A 16,608-nucleotide genomic window follows, 5' to 3' on the forward strand; every position below is an offset into this window, starting at 1 on the left:
AAAAGAAAAATCATTTCTGTCTTTCTCTATCTCACCGGAGCAAACAATACCTTACCTGTCCCTCGGTAAACATTTACCAGACCTTCTCCGGACACAGCGGAACCCATCAGGGATCTTCCTGACCTCTCCACAGTAAAGTCCAGGCTGCCGCTCCAGGCCACTGCCATGTTGCCGTCGATCTTGATCACATCATCCCGAAGGGTCACTTCCACCAGTTCTTCCTTGGGACAGGGGGATTCCAGACATAAGACTCCGCTTCCTACGATCCCCAGATTAAACAGCCCCTCATTGCCTGCTGCTGCAGAAGAAAGGGTGGAACGCATTACTGCCTTATGCCGGAGATTCGCGTCGCAGGCCAGGAACATGCCGTCATCCAGGACTACTGAACCGTTCCATTCGTCTACATCCAGAAGGATTATGTGCTTATAGGTTGGCTCCAATACCATAACCCCATCTCCTGTATATTCCGGCTTTATAGCCGACTCTCCTGTCACCTTTCCTCTGACTGCCTTCCCAAGCAGATCGCCAACTCCCTTAATCCCTGTGGTGGCTTTTACATTTCCCACCATCCACTGCATAGCTCCGGACTGGACCGTCACATTTGCCTGGCTCAGATCACACATAACCTGGCGCTTCCGCACATTCATGGCATTGCAGAAATAGGCCGCCATGGCGTTGGTTGGAGCTACGCTGAGATCCCGTGCGTATTCGATCACAGTAAAAGGCCCCATAGAGTCCAGTACATTGATATCATCATTGTTGGTAAAATTACTGATGTGGAACATTATCCATCCCTCCCATGTCTTATATTTATAATTCCAATATATTTGCTTCCCGAAGCTGTCTGATCTGCTCCATAATATGTCCGATATTTCCTTCTCCTGCATACTTCTTTGTATCAAAAAAATCACAGTCTATTTCTGACCAGAACAGTTCATTTCCCTCCCCTAACACTTCCCTGTCTTTATTCAGTCTCCCTACATATACTTCCAGATAGCAGTCTGATAAATAATAAGTAAAATCCATAAGATGAGTAAGCACTATATCCTCTTTCGTAATGCCTGTCTCTTCCCACAATTCCCGATATGCACCCTCCAGACCAGCTTCTCCTTTTTCTATCTTGCCGCCGGGAAAATTTATCATTCCCTGATAAGGCGGTTTACGCCTTTTACACATTAAAACTTTATTTTTATCCACATTAAAAGCAATCAGTAAATTGTAACCCTGCACATTAATCTTTCCTTTCCCTGATCAAACATTCTTTTTTATAAAAACTGATCCCATACTTTCGGATGTCCTGATATCCTTCTTCCTGCAGGGTGCCGGCATACTGCTGTTTCTCAATCTGATCTAAAGCCTCCCTGCACTTGTCTTCCATTTCTTCATAGGTCCCGGCAATTTTCAGTTCCAGGATCATAGCTTTTCCGTTCCGGATTCCCGGTGTTTTCATTACAATATCCGGTCTTCCCAGCCCCTGTTCCCGGTTTGAATAGACACGGTACTTTTCTGAAACATTGAGAAGCCCTGTCAGAAATCCGTGATAATAGCTTTCTGAATAATCGTAAAAGCTGATGGTTTCTAAAAGCTGATGGGAGAGAAAGGCTCCTGCTGATTCACAGTCTCCTTTTTCCAGATCCCGGATAAATGGTTCAATATTTGTCTGGCTGGCTTTCTGCTGAAACCATGTCAGAACACTGTTGCGGTAAATATAAAGGATCTCTTCATTTGGTATGGCAAGCCAGAAATAGATATTTCCCTCTTCATAGACTTCTTTTATCTTTTTTAAATAGCCTGTAAAGAAAAGGAAATTCCAGAGGTTGTCTTTGCTCTCTTCAATATCTCCGTAGGTAATATCTTCGTGAACCGGTTTGCGGATAGCTTTTCCCTCCAGCAGTTCTTCAATTTCCTCTCTGGTAGCCGGATCCGCTTCCTGGATCAGCTTCCGAATAATACTGTTGGAAGATGTATTGGACCAGTAGGGTTTTGGAAAGGCAGCATATTTTCTTACTGCTGTTTTAACGTAGTTAATAATGCTCCAGGGATTATAGATTTCCTCATCTCCGAAAGAATAGCCGTCATACCACTCTTTTATCTCCGGCATTTTTCCTTCCAGCCCATAGTAATCGGTCATTTCCCGGACTTCTTTTTCTGTAAAGCCGAAGCTGTCGGCAAAATCAGGACTTGTGATAGAAAAAATATCCAGATTATTCAGTCCTGTAAAAATACTTTCTCTGCTGATCCTGAGACAGCCTGTGATCACTGCAAATTCCAGATAGGGATTGGTCTTCAGGGCAGATTCCAGCAGTGACCGTACAAATCCCGTCATCTCCTGGTAAAATCCTTCAAAATATGCATTTTCCAAAGGGACATCATATTCATCTAAGAGAATAATGGCCTTTTTCCCGGATTCCTTCCACAAACAATAGGACAAAAATTCCAGAGATTTGGCATATTCAATTTTCTCCGCCTCCCGGTTCAGCACTGCCTCAAAACGCTTTTTTTCTCCTTTAGGAAGACTTGGGGATTCCAGCACATAAGAATGTCTACGGTATTCTTTTGCAATCTCATCAATGAGACTGTCTCTTGCCATCTGAAAATCCGGCTGCCTGGCCGACTTCATGGTCAGAGCGATCACCGGATATTTCTGCTGATGGTTCCTGCAGATTTCCTGGCAGCGGGCAATACCCAGATTCTGAAAAATATAGCTGTTATCTGTCTTTAGCCCTTCCTCATTACGCTCCAGCTCAAAGAAGCGCCGGATCATACTGAGATTCAGGGTTTTTCCAAAACGTCTGGGTCTGGTGAAAAGATTTACCTTTCCTCCTCTTTCCAAAAGCTCACGGATCATCAGAGATTTATCCACATAATACAGATTTCTGTCTGAGATTTCCCGGATATCCTCATAGCCTACCGGCAGTATTTTTTTCATGAAATCACCTACCTCACTTAAAGATAGTATAACGGTTCGGAAAAAGTATTACAATAAAAATACTCTAAATAAAATGGTCATTTTTTCAAACCAAATATTATTTAGAGTATCTCTTTTCTCTTATTCTTTTTTTATCCAGACAAGCATTTCGCCTTCACCTCTATTTCCCCAAGAAAAATAAGGGATTGCAGTTAACCAAGTCTCCTGTTTTGTAGTACAGTATTCATAATATAATCCATCTTGTATGCTGCTGGTTTTTCTGACTGCCTCCACTTTCAGCAAAATTTCTTTTTCTCCATTTTCTGTCAGGATTTCTGCTTTATCTTTAATATATAGCTCGCCCAAGCGAGCACCGTTATCTTTTTCTTCAATACAATATAAAAGAGGTCCTCTCATAATTGCAGCTTTTCCCAGATTATATGCGACTTTAGGATTTGCCTGCATAAGCACAGGCATCATCTCCAGAGTAAGTTCTATCTGAAGCTTTTCTCCCTTATAGGAAAGGTACAGATAACCATTGAGCACCTCTGGGTCTTTTAATGGCTTCCCATTGATCTCTGCCTTCCATTGGCGGCACCAACCCGGGATCCGAAGCGCTATTTTCGTTTCTAAATCTCCCAAGACCTGGATACAGACTTTTCCATCCCAAGGATACTCTGTCTTTGTATCAAGCTTTACCGACTTGCCGTTTCTGAAAAATTCCCCGCTGCTCTGGGCAAATATCTGGACAAATACTGTACTGTCATCCTCCCCGAAAATATATTTGCCAAGATCTGCAATAGTCCTTGCAATATTCGGCGGACAGCATGCACAGGCATGCCATTTCGGACGCTGTGGTTTCAGATGATATCTTTCCGGATTTACTTTTGCAAAATACGGATTCATCTCCATTGGATTTGTGTAAAAGAAATGTCTCCCATCTCTTCCCAGTGCTGCCAAAACTGTATTATACAAACTCTTTTCTATAATATCCCCATAGCATCCTTTTCCCTCTGCCTGAAATAATTCCTGGGAGAAAAAAATCAGGCCCAGAGCTGCGCAGGTCTCCGAATAATTTGTATCGTTTGGCAGATCATAATCCCTTGTAAAAGCCTCCCCGGAAACCGTGGCTCCCACACTTCCGTTTATGTACATTTGCCGGCAGACGATATTCTCCCATAATTTTCTGCATACCTGTAATTTGTCTTCATCTTCTTTCTCTTCGGCAAGGTGCGCCATAGCTGTATACATATAAAGGGCTCTTACCGCATGTCCCACAGCCTTTGTCTGTTCCCATACCGGAAGATGAAATTGATTGTATTCTTTATAAGAAAACTGATTATAGACCTTATTCGGCTCTTTTTCAACAGCATTGGTCCAATGGCTGATGCAGTTTCTGTTTTTAAATTCTTCCTCAAAGAAGTCGTTTCGGCCTCTTTCTTCCAGAAAATATTCTGCAAGATCCTGATAGACTTTATTTCCCGTCAAATCATAAAGCTTCTGCAAACCAAGTTCTATTTCCTGATGTCCTGGATATCCATGAAGTTTCCCCTCTTCTTTTCCGAATTTTTCTACAATACAGTCTGCAAACCTGCATGCGATATCGAGGATTTTCCTTTTCCCGGTTCCTTTAAAATATGCGACGGCAGCCTCCATAAGATGTCCGGCACAGTACAGTTCATGGCATTCCAAAATATTGGTCCACTTTTTTTCCGGTTCTTTTATCTGATAATATGTGTTTAAATATCCGTCTTTTTCCTGGGTCTGCTCTAAAAGGTCAATGGTCCAGTCTGCTGCCTCCTCCATTTCTGGATCTTCCCGTATCTGCAGCATATTTCCCACTGCTTCCAGCCATTTATATAAATCACTATCCTGAAAAACGAAACCTTTATGGGGCCCCTGTATCCTGCCAGCGGCTACGGAAAAATTATAGATGGTAAAGCTTTTTTCTGCTCCCTCTATACGGTCGTTCAGGATTTCCCACTGATAGGGAATAACCTCCTGAAAAATAAGCTCCTGATACTCTTTCCAAAATCCTCCTGTGATCTTAATCTGGCTCAGTCCTGCTCCTTTAATTTTCATACCGTCTCTCCCCTTCTAACTCTTTGTATTCCTGCATTTCATTTCATAAATCCTGTATTCATTAGGCGTACATCCTTGTGTTTTTTTAAAAACCTGGATAAAATAGCTTGGATTGTCAAAGCCTGTCATATCTGCAATTTCTTTTACCTTCATATGGGTCTCCCGCAAAAGGAGTTTTGCCTTTTCTATCCTTACCTCCGTCAGATACTGGCTGAAAGAACAGCCTACCTCTTTATGAAACAATTCGGAAAGATAATTCTTATTTAAGAATACATTTCCTGCAACTTCTTCTAAAGAAATATTCTGTTGATAATTTTCTTCTATATATTGTTTCGCTCTGGCGATGGACAGATTTCTCTGTTGGTTCTCCTCTTTTTCTCCTGTCCACTGATTAAGATATTCCTTTTTTAATTTGCTTAATTCCGTTTCTAAAAGTTTTATTTTCCCTTTTTCTCTTTTCTTTTTCTTCCAGAGTCCATACATTTTTGCAACACACTCCGCCAGCTCTTCTTTCTGGATAGGCTTCAGCAGGTAACCGCCCGCTCCGTTTTTTATGGCCTCCTGAACATAAGCGAAATCTGTATAAGCACTGATGAATATACATAAAATATTCTCATCTATTTTCTTAATATGCTCTAATAATTCCAGCCCTGTCATATAAGGCATGCGGATATCTGAGATCACAATATCCGGCTTATATTTTCTGCAAAACTCCAACGCTTCTTCACCATTTGAAGCATATCCTGCGATCACAATGTCCTTATTGATTTCCTGCAGATATTTGGAAACAAGAAAACGAACATCTTTTTCATCATCAGCAATCAGTACCTTCATAATTTTTCCGCACCTCCACCCGAAAAGATATTTTCGTCCCCAATTCCGGCTTACTTTCGATTTCAAGTTTTGCTTTCTGTCCATAACACATTTGCAGTCGATAATTGACATTTTTCAGCCCTATTCCTTTTGTATGATCCTGCCCGTCCTTGCCGCCTGCCTCCAGGATATTCTGTATCTGCCGCAGTTTATCCGCCTCTATGCCCATGCCGTTGTCCTGCACAGATACATATACTTCAGATTCATGCATGGTACATTCTATAATGATAATTTTCCCCTGCTTTTTCTCAGAAAATCCGTGTTTATAGGCGTTTTCAACTATGGGCTGGATTGTCAGCACCGGTATTTTCTGCTTCATAGCTTCTTTATCGATACGATAGAAGATCTGAACAGAATCTCCAAATCTGAACTCCTGAATCCTGACATAATTTTTGACGTATTGGATTTCATCCTTTAAATATACTTCCGTCCCCATATCGGTTAAAATATACCGATACATCATTGCCAAAGCTTCCGTTATTTTTTCTATCTCATAATTTTGGCTCTGTACGGCCTGACTTCGTATCATTTCAAAACAATTTGACAAAAAATGGGGATTGATCTGCATCTGCAGCACAGCAAGCTTAGCTCTTAAAGTTTCATTTCGAGCCTTTGCCGTGGCCTCGATCATAGTATCCAGCTGCTCCGCCATCCCGTTATACTGTCTTTCCAATATCTGCAGCTCTTCAAATTCGCTTAACACCTGCAGCCGTTTTAACTGGCCGGATCGTTCCATCTCTATAAGATTTCCAGTCAAAACACGAAGAGGCAGCGTAATTCTTTTCGACGCTTTGTAGGCGTAACAGCTGGCGCCCATCGCAAACAAAACAATTAGCAATACAGAGGTCTTCATATTTGATTGAAAATTTTTTGTTGCTGAATCATAACTCATATACACTTCCAGCTTCCAGCCGTTTGGCAATTCGTATTTTTTATGATAGCTTTTTTCGTGTATATTTTTTTCTTTTTTATAGTCTTCTGTTATTTGAACAGATTTTCCAATAGCATTTTGGATCGGAAAAGATACCAGATGGTCTTCGCCATCTGAAATATACGCCAATGCAGCTGCATTGGAATTTATCACATCTAATCTGTTCTCCAGCTCTTCATACTTAAAATCTATCTGAAGGATTCCTCTGATGGTATGGATATCATAAATATTATATATTTTTTTAACATAGGAAAATATATACGGTCCCTGCGTATTCCCCAAAAGATAATCCTGCCGGTGGACCGGGACATAAGGCTGTTCGGCATTCTCATACGCCTGTCTGACGCTTACTCCCGATAAGATTTTCTCTGTATCCAGATCACCCTGAGTTGTACAGATCCACGAATCTTCCGGCAGCCAAAAAATATCCTGTATATATGCATAAGAACGGCGGAGGGCCATAAACTCTTCCTCAATTTCCTTATGCGTATCTAGCGCTTTCTTTTTGGGATTTTGTTCCATGCTGGGATAATCCTTTTCCTGTGTCAAAATATCTACTGCCTGATACTGCACAATATCAATCTGGGCAAAAAGATTTTCCAATTCCTTCAAAGCCTGCTTGGATTCCTTTTCAATCTCGCCGATACTCTGCTCCCTTGTATATCTATAATTCTTATAGATATAAAATCCGCTCATGATACATGCAGTCAGAGATATTAATATCATATAGGATATCAGCATACTATTTTTAATTGTTTTCTTCATTCACAATCTCTTTTCTTTATTCTTCCCACAGATTTTCTCTGTTCAGATACGCAGTGCCGATCTGTTCTCTCACAATTTCATCTGGGTTTTCTATATACATGGCACCATTATACCATAGTTTCCATCCTTTCTCTTCCTTTATCACATAAGGTTTGTAAACTGCCTTTTCGTCAAAGCCTCCTCTATCCGGCGCAATAATAGGATTTTTCCCATATCTTTCCCAGTCCTTGATCCCGTCCTTCGATCTGGCTAATCCGATCGCCGCTCTGTCAACGTGTATAAATCCAATATAAAACATATAATAATAGTCTTTCCATTTTAAAACATGGCAGGCAGCTACTTTTTCTCTTTCCCAGGGAATATCCGGCTCATTTTTTAAAATAGGATTGCTCTTATATTTTTTCCAGTGCATTCCATCTTTGCTCTCTGCATATCCTATAGCATCCGGCTCATGGTTTCCTCCTCCTGAGTACCACATTTTATAGAGCCCGCTCTCTTCTTCGTAGATCACATGGGGACACATGATCGCCTGAAGCTCCCATTCCTGATCTGGTACCATCACCGGCTTTGAAAACCTTTCCCAGTGAATGCCATCTGTACTCTGGGCATATCCGATATAGGAACGTCCCTCATTTTTATAAGGATCCATCTGTCCGGAATACCACATTTTATAAATACCATCTTTTTTTATAACTGAGGGTCTGTTCAGTTCATCTCTATCCCATTCAGATTCCGGGTCCGGTTCTAAAACTTTTACAGGTTCTCCCCATTCTAATCCGTCTTTGCTCTCAGAATATGCAATGCATTCTTTAGGCCGCCAGGAAAACCACATCTTATAGATCCCTTCATCCCACATCACCGAAAGATCAAAGCAGGTTCCATATTTGCCTCCCAGCACCGGGTTCTTCTGATACTTTTCCCAGCCGTCCCGGGTTCCATAAGAATACACTTTCAGATTTTCAGGCGTATCCCAGAAAAATCTGTCTTCATACCGCTGGACAAAATATCCTTTCTTTATCTTGTTATCTTTTTCCATCTGTTAATCCTCCTTATCCTTTTATACTTCCTGCCGTCATTCCTTTTACAACCTGTTTCTGGAACAATACAAAAAATACAAGTACCGGCAGCACCAGAATCATAACCGCCGCTGAAATCAAACCATAATCCGATACATACTGTGCTTTCATATTATAACAAACCTGATTTAAAGTAATATAATCCTGCTTAGATATAATCAGCAGGCTCAGAAAAAGATCATTCCATGAATTCAGCAGCACAAACGTACCTACCGTTGCCAGTCCGCCCTTTGATATCGGAAGAATAATTCTCAGAAATGTCTGTACTCTCCCACAGCCGTCGATCATTGCCGCATCTTCTAATTCTGCTGGCAATTCTTTCATAAACGGTACTAAAATATAAATACTAAATGCAAGGTTGGTAACAACAAAGGCCAATATGATTCCTTGCCGTGTGTTTAAAAGGTCGATTCTTCTGAAAATAAGAATAAACGGAATAATAATTGCATTGATTGGAATCATAATCCCTAGAGAAAAATAGTGATAGATCTTTCTGCCTGTAGAAATCCTCGCTATCACATACGAAGCCATTGCACTGAATATCACGGTAAAAATCACAGCAGATACCGCATAAAGAATACTATTTAACATGTGCAGCGGGACTTCCGCAGTCTCCCATGCCAATGTATAATTTTCCCATTTTGGATCTGTGGGCAGCGCAAAAGGTTTTGCAAAAATATCACTGTTTTCCTTCAGAGATGAAATCCCCATCCAGAACAGCGGATAAAGCATTAAAACTGCCACTGCTATCAGGACGATATATTTTATTAGTATTTCCGGTTTTATTTTTCTCTTTTTCACTGTTTCCGCCCCCTAATCATTCCTGTTGATCCATGCAAACAGAAGATTCACTATAACTGTCACACCGATGGCCAGCAGCAACATACATACAGCAATTGCAGTTCCTCTCCCTATAGATGAATCAATAAAAGCTTCCTTATACATATAGATCGATAAGAAGGTGCTGGATGCCCCCGGGCCTCCCTGGGTCATCATATAGGGGATATCAAAGGTTTTTATCGATCCGGTTAAATTGATCACAATACATACCTGAATCATCCCTTTTATATTCGGAATGATAATTTTATGAAATATCTGCACTGTATTCGCTCCGTCAATCACTGCGCTCTCAATCAGTTCTTTGGGAATCGACTGCATGGCCGCCAGAAGGATAATAAAATAATAGCCCAGGTATTGCCATACCCCGGGTAAAATAACGCTGAACAAGACAATCTTAGGATCTGACAGCCAATTCTGCGTTAAGTTTTCCATTCCGATATCTTTCAGCAATGTATTGACCGGTCCAAAAACGGGATTGAAGAACAATGAAAACATCAGTCCTATAATTGTTGCAGAGATTACCACCGGCACAAAATATGCCGATTGAAAAAAGCGAAAACCTTTTACCGTTCGAAATACCATATAAGCCAGTATCAGAGCCAATGGTAACTGAATCAAAATTCCTGCCAGCATGCTGATAAAAGTATTTCCAAGAACCGTACCAAAGTATCTGTCACTAAATAACAGCTCTGAAAAATTTCCTAATCCGACAAAGATTTTTTCAGAAATCCCATCCCATTTAAGCAATGCATAATAGAGAGAAGCGATCGCCGGAAAGATCAAAAATACGGTATACAAAAATACGGATGGCAGCTGGAAGAAAAAGCTGAATAATTTTCGTCTTGTTTTTCTGCTATTCATAGCCTTCCCTCTCTTCTTCTTTTAGAGCCGGCATATTGCACTTTGCTTTATGCCGGCTCTTGAAATAACAGTTAGTTTCCTTTAGCAGCCGCCAGAGAATTATCGATATTTTCAATCACCTGTTCAGGAGTGGAAATACCGGCAAACAGCTCGTCAAATCCGTCCGCAAAATCTGTCCAGCACTCGGTTTTCGGACAGGTCTGGGGGAAGTTCGGGCAGGATTCCTTTCCTTTGGCATAATTAATAATCTCCGACAACATAGGTACGGTTACCTTGCTTTCGTCTATTTCTACATCCATTCTGGCAGGAATCGTACCTCCATTATATAATGCACTTTCCTGCAGATCTGTAGAATAGAGATAATCCATCAGTGTAATGATCGCATCATGTTTCTGGGGATCTTCCCAGGCGCTCTTTGAGATCATATATCCCATATCGCCTCCGGCTCTTGTAAAATTGGAAGTGTCTCTTGTGCCTCCCGGCATTTTCGGCGCATCAATGATCACTGTCTTTTCAGCCATTTCTTCAGACATATTAGGTATCTGCCAGGTCCAGGCATAGATCATCGCCGCTTTTCCCTCATTATAGAGAGCAAACTGCTGATCCCAGTCTCCTATAGACACTGTGTCAGAGGGAAAGAGTTTATTCTCTCTCATAGTATCAATAATGTCCAGGGTATTTCGGATATTTTCTGTATCAATGGTATAGTTATCTGTAAGATTTTCAAAGTCTTTTTCACAATCCGGCATCTGTCCTAAGATTTCCGCCACAAACTCATGAGCAGGATTTCCACCCTTAGAGCCCATTGCAAAAGGAATGATTCCATTCTCATTAAACGTATCCGACATAGCCAGCATATCGTCCAGGGTTTTGGGAAGTTCTACCCCATACTGGTCAAACAGTTCCTGGTTACATAACCACACTCCATATTCCAATCCGGTTGTGATCGTAACCAGTGTGTCATTTGAAGAGGTTCTGCTAAAAGACTCTTCCGGGAATAAATCTCTTTTTATTTCTTTTGACTCGTCTAAGTATTCGTCAAAAGGAATGATCACGTCTGAATCAAGGAGCATTGTAGAATTTCCACCGCTGCCCCAGTAAATAAAAATATCCGGAACTGTATCGCTTGCAATATCTGTCTTAATTTTTGCTTTCAGTTCGTCGCCCAGTATATTTTCATGTTCCAGCTTAAATTCAGAACTATGTTCCTGGGCAAATTGCTCAATTAATTCGTATGTAGGTTTTGTCTTTGGATCAGAGGACGTCACCCAGCTGATCAGGCGCAGGGTCGGCACCTCACCCTCTGCGCTGCCGTCAGCCTTCGTCTCTTCAGCGACATCCCTTTCCTCTCCGTTTCCCTGACATCCTGTAATTGTGCCTAAAGCCAGCATGGTTCCCAGACCCAATCCCATAAGTTTTCTTAACTTTCTATTTTTCATAAATTTTTCTCCTTTCAAAAAGCAGTATAACCTCCATCGATAAGATAATCTGCTCCTGTAACAAAGCTGCTCGCATCACTTGTCAGATAAACAATCAGCGCTCCTAATTCTTCTGCAGCGCCAAAACGTCTCAGCGGCGTCCATTGTTCAAAATTAGAAGTCCCCACCTCTTCAGGCTTCAAAGGGATATCAGACCAGGTGCGGATATAGCCGGGACTTATGGTATTTACTCTTATTCCATATTTCGCCCATTCAATAGCAAGACTCTTTCCCAGCATGATCACTCCGGCTTTTGAAGAGTTATACGCGCACTGACACTGAGGGATATTGGCAATATGCCCGGACATAGATGCGGTAAGAACGATATTGCCACCTCCATTTCCTATCATCGCTTTTCCAGCCTCTCTTGCAGAAATAAACGCTCCTGTCAGGTTCACCTGAACAACTCTCTGGAATTCTTGTACTTCCATTTTTTCAGCCGGGATGTCCTGAAAAGTTCCCGCATTACAAAAAGCGATATCCAGTCTTCCCCATTTTTCCAGCACTTCATTTACAGCCTTTTTCACGTCCTCCTCTGAAGTAATATCGCCGGTGAAAACAATAGCGTTTCTTCCCCGTTCCCGGATCATATTCCCGGTTTCTTCCAGTCCTTCTGTATTCAAATCCATAAGCGCTACATCTGCGCCTGCTTCAGCCAAGGCCAGAGCACTGGCTCTTCCGATCCCATGGGCCGCTCCGGTGACCCAGGCTTTTTTTCCTTTCACAGAAAATTTTTCTTTTATCCCCATATTATATGCCTCCAAATTTTTCTCTGATATAACGGATACCCTGTTTGGCAAGTAAAATACGGTGTTCCACAGATAGATCGGTATCCAGGTCTCTCCACATTCGCATATCATGTCCCTGCTTACCGCCAAACTTATAAAAAGGTTCCAAAATCACGGTTTCCTCATACCCTGTCTCTCTTAACGCATTTCCGATTTCTATCCAGTTGATATGGCTGCAACGATTCGGCACTTTCCGGTTAGGTTCACTTACATGAAAATGTCCGATATAGCCTTTTGCATTTCTGATAGACTGAGCTATATCATCTTCCTCAATATTCATGTGAAAACAATCCAGAAGGAGTTTACAGTATTTACTGTCCACACGGTCGCATATACTTTTCCCTTCCTCTACTGTATTGATCAAGAAATGTTCAAACCGGTTGACGATTTCCAGGCTAAGTGTTACATCATACATTTCTGCCGTTTTTACTACTCTCTTTAACACTTTAACGCATCTCTGTGTCCGTTTTTCCTTCTCCTCAGGCTCGATAGGCGGTCTCGTATAATCTGCCGGCCAATTTCCGTACAAAATCCCGCCGATCTTTTTTCCTCCCAGGATCCCGATTCCTTCGATCGCTTTTTCCAGATATCGGATTGCCTTTTCCCTGACTAAAATATCTTCAGACAAAATATCCCAGTCCTGGGGATATCCAAATGTAAAGATCGGTTCCATCTCATATTCTTTCAGAAGTGCTCTGAGTTCGTATATCCCCTTCTTATCTCCTTCCAGCATAGCCGCTGTAGGAAAAAATTCAAAAGAATCGGCCCCGGTTTGTTTTATTTGCCCAATCGTTTTTTCTATACTCTGAACATCATAATAATTTCCCCAATGGCCAAAATGAATTCCATATTTCATAGGCTACAATTTTCTTTTTTCTCCTTTCATATTTTCTTAATGTACGTACATTTTGTATATTTATATTTTATTAAAAATTTATTTACAAATAAATCCAAATATTTTCATATAAATATCAATATATTCGGCTTTTGCGAATTTGTCGATCATAGCTTTGGAGCCATAGGCTCAAAGGCGAAAAAAAAGCCCCATACGATGTAACGATATTCTCGTCTGTCGTATAGGACTGTTTCCTTTTCTCTATTTTTCCTGACTCGCCTGGCGAAATTCTTCCATAATATCTTTGACTTTTTCGATCTTCTCGCATCGATAGGCGTTCTCCCCGCAGAAAAGCAGGGCTTCCTCCAGATTTCCTTCCGCCGCATTGACTAAAGCTTGGGTGATACAGTAAGGGATTTTTGCCGGATTACAGGTGGTAATGCAGTGATAGCAATGCTGGATTCTACATTTCTCTTTCCGGGTCTTTTCGATAAATGCATTGCGGATGGCCCGCCCAGGCATGCCTACCGGACTTTTCACAATGCAGATATCTTCCTTCTTTGCTTTTATATATGCTTCTTTATAAGCAGGAGCCGCATCGCACTCTTCTGTAGTGACAAACCGGGTAGCCACCTGGACGCCGTCTGCTCCAAGAGACAGCGCATGTTTCAAATCTTCTCCGTCAAAAATTCCTCCCGCCACCATCACAGGAATATCCCTTCCTGCTTTTTCTTCGTATTCTTTATTTTTGCTGATAATAGACAGGATCACCTGGTCATAGGATTCCGGCGTAAAACTATCCAGCTCTTCTTTAGAAAAACCCAGATGGCCTCCGGCCATGGGGCCTTCAATGACCACGAAATCCGGATATCTTTTATACTTTCTCTCCCACATCCTGCACAAGACCGTATAAGATTTCAGGGAAGAAACTACCGGTGCGATCTTTACATCAGAACCTTCTGTATATCCAGGCAGATCCACAGGAAGACCTGCTCCGGAAATGATCACATCTGCCCCTGCCTCTACCGCTATTTTTACATATTCTTCATAGCGCTGGGTAGCCACCATGATATTAAAGCCTACGATACCGCCGTCGGCAATTTCTCTGGCTGCCGCCAGCTCTTTTTTCATGGCCCTGTAGTTGGCCTCAAAAGGGTTTTGATAAAAATCCGGCTCCCGCCACCCGATCTGAGCGGTAGAGATAATACCGATTCCGCCGTTGGCCGCCACAGTGCCGGCCAGACGTGAAAGACTGATTCCCACTCCCATTCCTCCCTGTATCACAGGGATCCTCGCCTCTAAATCACCGATTTTTAATCCTGTACCCATTTAACTCTCCATTTCCAAAAAGAGCTGCCGTATGGTCTTATCCAGAGAATGTATTCTCCGGCAGCAGAAATACAGCAGCTCCTTTCTACAACTATTTACATTTTCCGAAATCTCTCATAACGCTGGGCTGCCAGCTCTTCTCCTGACATGCCTTCTGCTTTTTCCAGAAATTCCATCATTCTGCTCTTCATATCTTTAGACAGCTCTTCCAGGTTATCCCTGCAGGCAGGAATATCTTCTGGGATTACCTGTTCCACAATCCCCAGCTCCAGCAGGTCTTTTGCCGTGATCTTCATCACTTCCGCAGCTTCTTTGGCCTTCTTGCTGTCTTTCCAGAGAATAGATGCAAAGCCTTCCGGAGAAAGAATGGAATAAGTAGCGTTTTCCATCATCCATACTTCATTTGCCACTCCCAGGGCAAGAGCGCCGCCGCTGCCGCCTTCTCCAATTACAATAGAAAGGACCGGCACTTTCAGATCAGACATTTCCAGAAGATTTCTGGCAATGGCCTCTCCCTGTCCTCTTTCTTCTGCTTCAATGCCGCAGAAAGCTCCCGGAGTATCGATGAAACAGATTACCGGACGGTTAAATTTCTCTGCCTGCTTCATCAGACGCAGGGCTTTTCTGTATCCTTCCGGAGAAGGCATACCGAAATTCCTGGTAATATTATCCTTGGTATTTCTTCCCTTCTGAACACCGATAACCGTTACCGGCTGACCGTCTAATACTGCCAGGCCCCCTACAACAGCTCCGTCATCCCGGAAAGCCCGGTCTCCGTGAAGTTCCATAAAACTGTCGAAAATGGTTTCTATATAATCCAGACTGGTGAGGCGTTTGGAATCCCTGGCCGCCTCTACTTTTTCCCAGGCTGTCATCTCTTTTTCTTTTTTTCTTTTCCTGGATTTCTTTTCTTCCTTATTTTCTTCTGGAAGGCTGATTCTCAAAAACTGGCAATAGCCTTTATTCCTCTGATGGAGTTTCACAAGATTTGACAACGTCTGTTTCAGATTTTCTCTTCTTACGATTCCATCGATAATTCCGTGTTCCACCAGGAATTCAGACCTCTGGAATCCCTCAGGCAGCTTCTGCCCAATCGTCTGAGCGATAACTCTGGGTCCGGCAAAGCCGATCAGGGCTCCCGGTTCTGCCAGGATAATATCTCCCAGCATGGCAAAGCTGGCGGTAACCCCTCCTGTGGTAGGATCCGTCAGCACCGGAATGTAAAGAAGGCCGGCTTCGCTGTGACGTTTAATGGCTGCGGATGTTTTTGCCATCTGCATAAGGGAAATGATCCCTTCCTGCATCCTGGCGCCGCCTGAACAGCAGAACAGGATTACCGGAAGTCTTTCCTGTGTAGCCCGCTCAAAAGATTGTGTGATCTTTTCACCCACTACATGGCCCATACTTCCCATAAGGAATCTGGCATCACAGACTCCGAGGACCACTCTCTGGCCGTCAATTTTGGCTTCTCCGATGCGGACAGCCTCTTCCAGATGGGTCTTGGCCTGAACCTGGGCGATTTTTTCTTCGTACTCCGGATAGTCCAGGGGATTGGAGTTGGCAAGGCCGGTACACCATTCGGTAAAACTTCCCTTATCCGCCACCATCTTGATCCTGGTCTTTGCCTTAATACGAAAATACCCGTTACATTTCGGACAGATATAATAATGACTGACTACGTCCTCTTTATATAAAAGCTCCCCGCACTTGGGACATTTTACCCACAGGCCTTCGGGCACGGAAGGAGCCCCTTCCGGTTCCTGCCTCTGTTCTTCGCCTTGTACTTCCTGTGTCTGTACATTGGCAGACTTTTTAAATAAATCCTTTAATCTGGACATCTCC

Annotated in this window: 14 protein-coding genes; all 14 read right to left on the reverse strand. The window is 42.5% G+C overall.

Annotated elements, in window-relative coordinates; all coding sequences use genetic code 11:
- Positions 1 to 26: 26 nt before the first annotated feature.
- The 14 genes from B5G33_RS00550 to B5G33_RS00615 all read right to left on the reverse strand — a co-directional run bounded on the left by B5G33_RS00550 (position 27) and on the right by B5G33_RS00615 (position 16,604).
- Positions 27 to 785, reverse strand: coding sequence for an AIM24 family protein (locus B5G33_RS00550; RefSeq protein ID WP_087267525.1), 759 nt, complete (start codon positions 783 to 785; stop codon positions 27 to 29).
- Between the two features lie 25 nt (positions 786 to 810).
- A complete protein-coding gene (locus B5G33_RS00555; RefSeq protein ID WP_087416384.1) occupies positions 811 to 1,230 on the reverse strand; it encodes an NUDIX hydrolase in 420 nt (139 codons plus the stop codon).
- 1 nt (position 1,231) lies between these two features.
- Positions 1,232 to 2,929, reverse strand: a complete 1,698-nt coding sequence (locus B5G33_RS00560; RefSeq protein WP_087416385.1) for an AAA family ATPase — start codon at positions 2,927 to 2,929, stop codon at positions 1,232 to 1,234.
- Between the two features lie 120 nt (positions 2,930 to 3,049).
- The gene (locus tag B5G33_RS00565; RefSeq protein WP_087416386.1) at positions 3,050 to 4,990 is read right to left on the reverse strand and encodes a glycoside hydrolase family 127 protein; all 1,941 of its coding nucleotides are present in this window, start codon (positions 4,988 to 4,990) and stop codon (positions 3,050 to 3,052) included.
- 15 nt (positions 4,991 to 5,005) lie between these two features.
- Complete coding sequence (locus B5G33_RS00570) at positions 5,006 to 5,824, reverse strand: response regulator transcription factor (protein WP_158229555.1); 819 nt, start codon at positions 5,822 to 5,824, stop codon at positions 5,006 to 5,008.
- Positions 5,805 to 7,559, reverse strand: a complete 1,755-nt coding sequence (locus B5G33_RS00575; RefSeq protein ID WP_087416388.1) for a sensor histidine kinase — start codon at positions 7,557 to 7,559, stop codon at positions 5,805 to 5,807. The genes B5G33_RS00570 and B5G33_RS00575 overlap by 20 nt, the downstream gene beginning before the upstream one ends.
- A gap of 16 nt (positions 7,560 to 7,575) precedes the next feature.
- On the reverse strand, positions 7,576 to 8,595 hold the full coding sequence (locus B5G33_RS00580; protein ID WP_087416389.1) for a family 43 glycosylhydrolase: 1,020 nt from the start codon (positions 8,593 to 8,595) through the stop codon (positions 7,576 to 7,578).
- A 13-nt stretch (positions 8,596 to 8,608) separates the two neighbouring features.
- Complete coding sequence (locus B5G33_RS00585) at positions 8,609 to 9,436, reverse strand: carbohydrate ABC transporter permease (RefSeq protein WP_087416390.1); 828 nt, start codon at positions 9,434 to 9,436, stop codon at positions 8,609 to 8,611.
- 12 nt (positions 9,437 to 9,448) lie between these two features.
- Positions 9,449 to 10,336 (reverse strand): carbohydrate ABC transporter permease, encoded by an 888-nt coding sequence (locus tag B5G33_RS00590; RefSeq protein WP_087416391.1) that lies wholly within the window; start codon positions 10,334 to 10,336, stop codon positions 9,449 to 9,451.
- 71 nt (positions 10,337 to 10,407) lie between these two features.
- A complete protein-coding gene (locus B5G33_RS00595) occupies positions 10,408 to 11,775 on the reverse strand; it encodes an ABC transporter substrate-binding protein (protein WP_143276484.1) in 1,368 nt (455 codons plus the stop codon).
- A gap of 14 nt (positions 11,776 to 11,789) precedes the next feature.
- Positions 11,790 to 12,563: an SDR family NAD(P)-dependent oxidoreductase gene (locus tag B5G33_RS00600; protein ID WP_087416393.1), complete on the reverse strand. Its 774-nt coding sequence runs from the start codon at positions 12,561 to 12,563 to the stop codon at positions 11,790 to 11,792.
- Position 12,564: 1 nt separating this feature from the next.
- Positions 12,565 to 13,458, reverse strand: a complete 894-nt coding sequence (locus B5G33_RS00605; RefSeq protein WP_087416394.1) for a sugar phosphate isomerase/epimerase family protein — start codon at positions 13,456 to 13,458, stop codon at positions 12,565 to 12,567.
- A gap of 240 nt (positions 13,459 to 13,698) precedes the next feature.
- The gene (locus tag B5G33_RS00610) at positions 13,699 to 14,766 is read right to left on the reverse strand and encodes an NAD(P)H-dependent flavin oxidoreductase (protein ID WP_087416395.1); all 1,068 of its coding nucleotides are present in this window, start codon (positions 14,764 to 14,766) and stop codon (positions 13,699 to 13,701) included.
- Positions 14,767 to 14,861: 95 nt separating this feature from the next.
- Complete coding sequence (locus B5G33_RS00615) at positions 14,862 to 16,604, reverse strand: acetyl-CoA carboxylase carboxyltransferase subunit alpha (RefSeq protein ID WP_087267518.1); 1,743 nt, start codon at positions 16,602 to 16,604, stop codon at positions 14,862 to 14,864.
- Between the last annotated feature and the right edge of the window lie 4 nt (positions 16,605 to 16,608).

It is taken from the genome of Blautia sp. An81 (assembly GCF_002161285.1).
In the GTDB taxonomy this organism is placed as follows: Bacteria; Bacillota; Clostridia; order Lachnospirales; family Lachnospiraceae; genus Blautia; species Blautia ornithocaccae.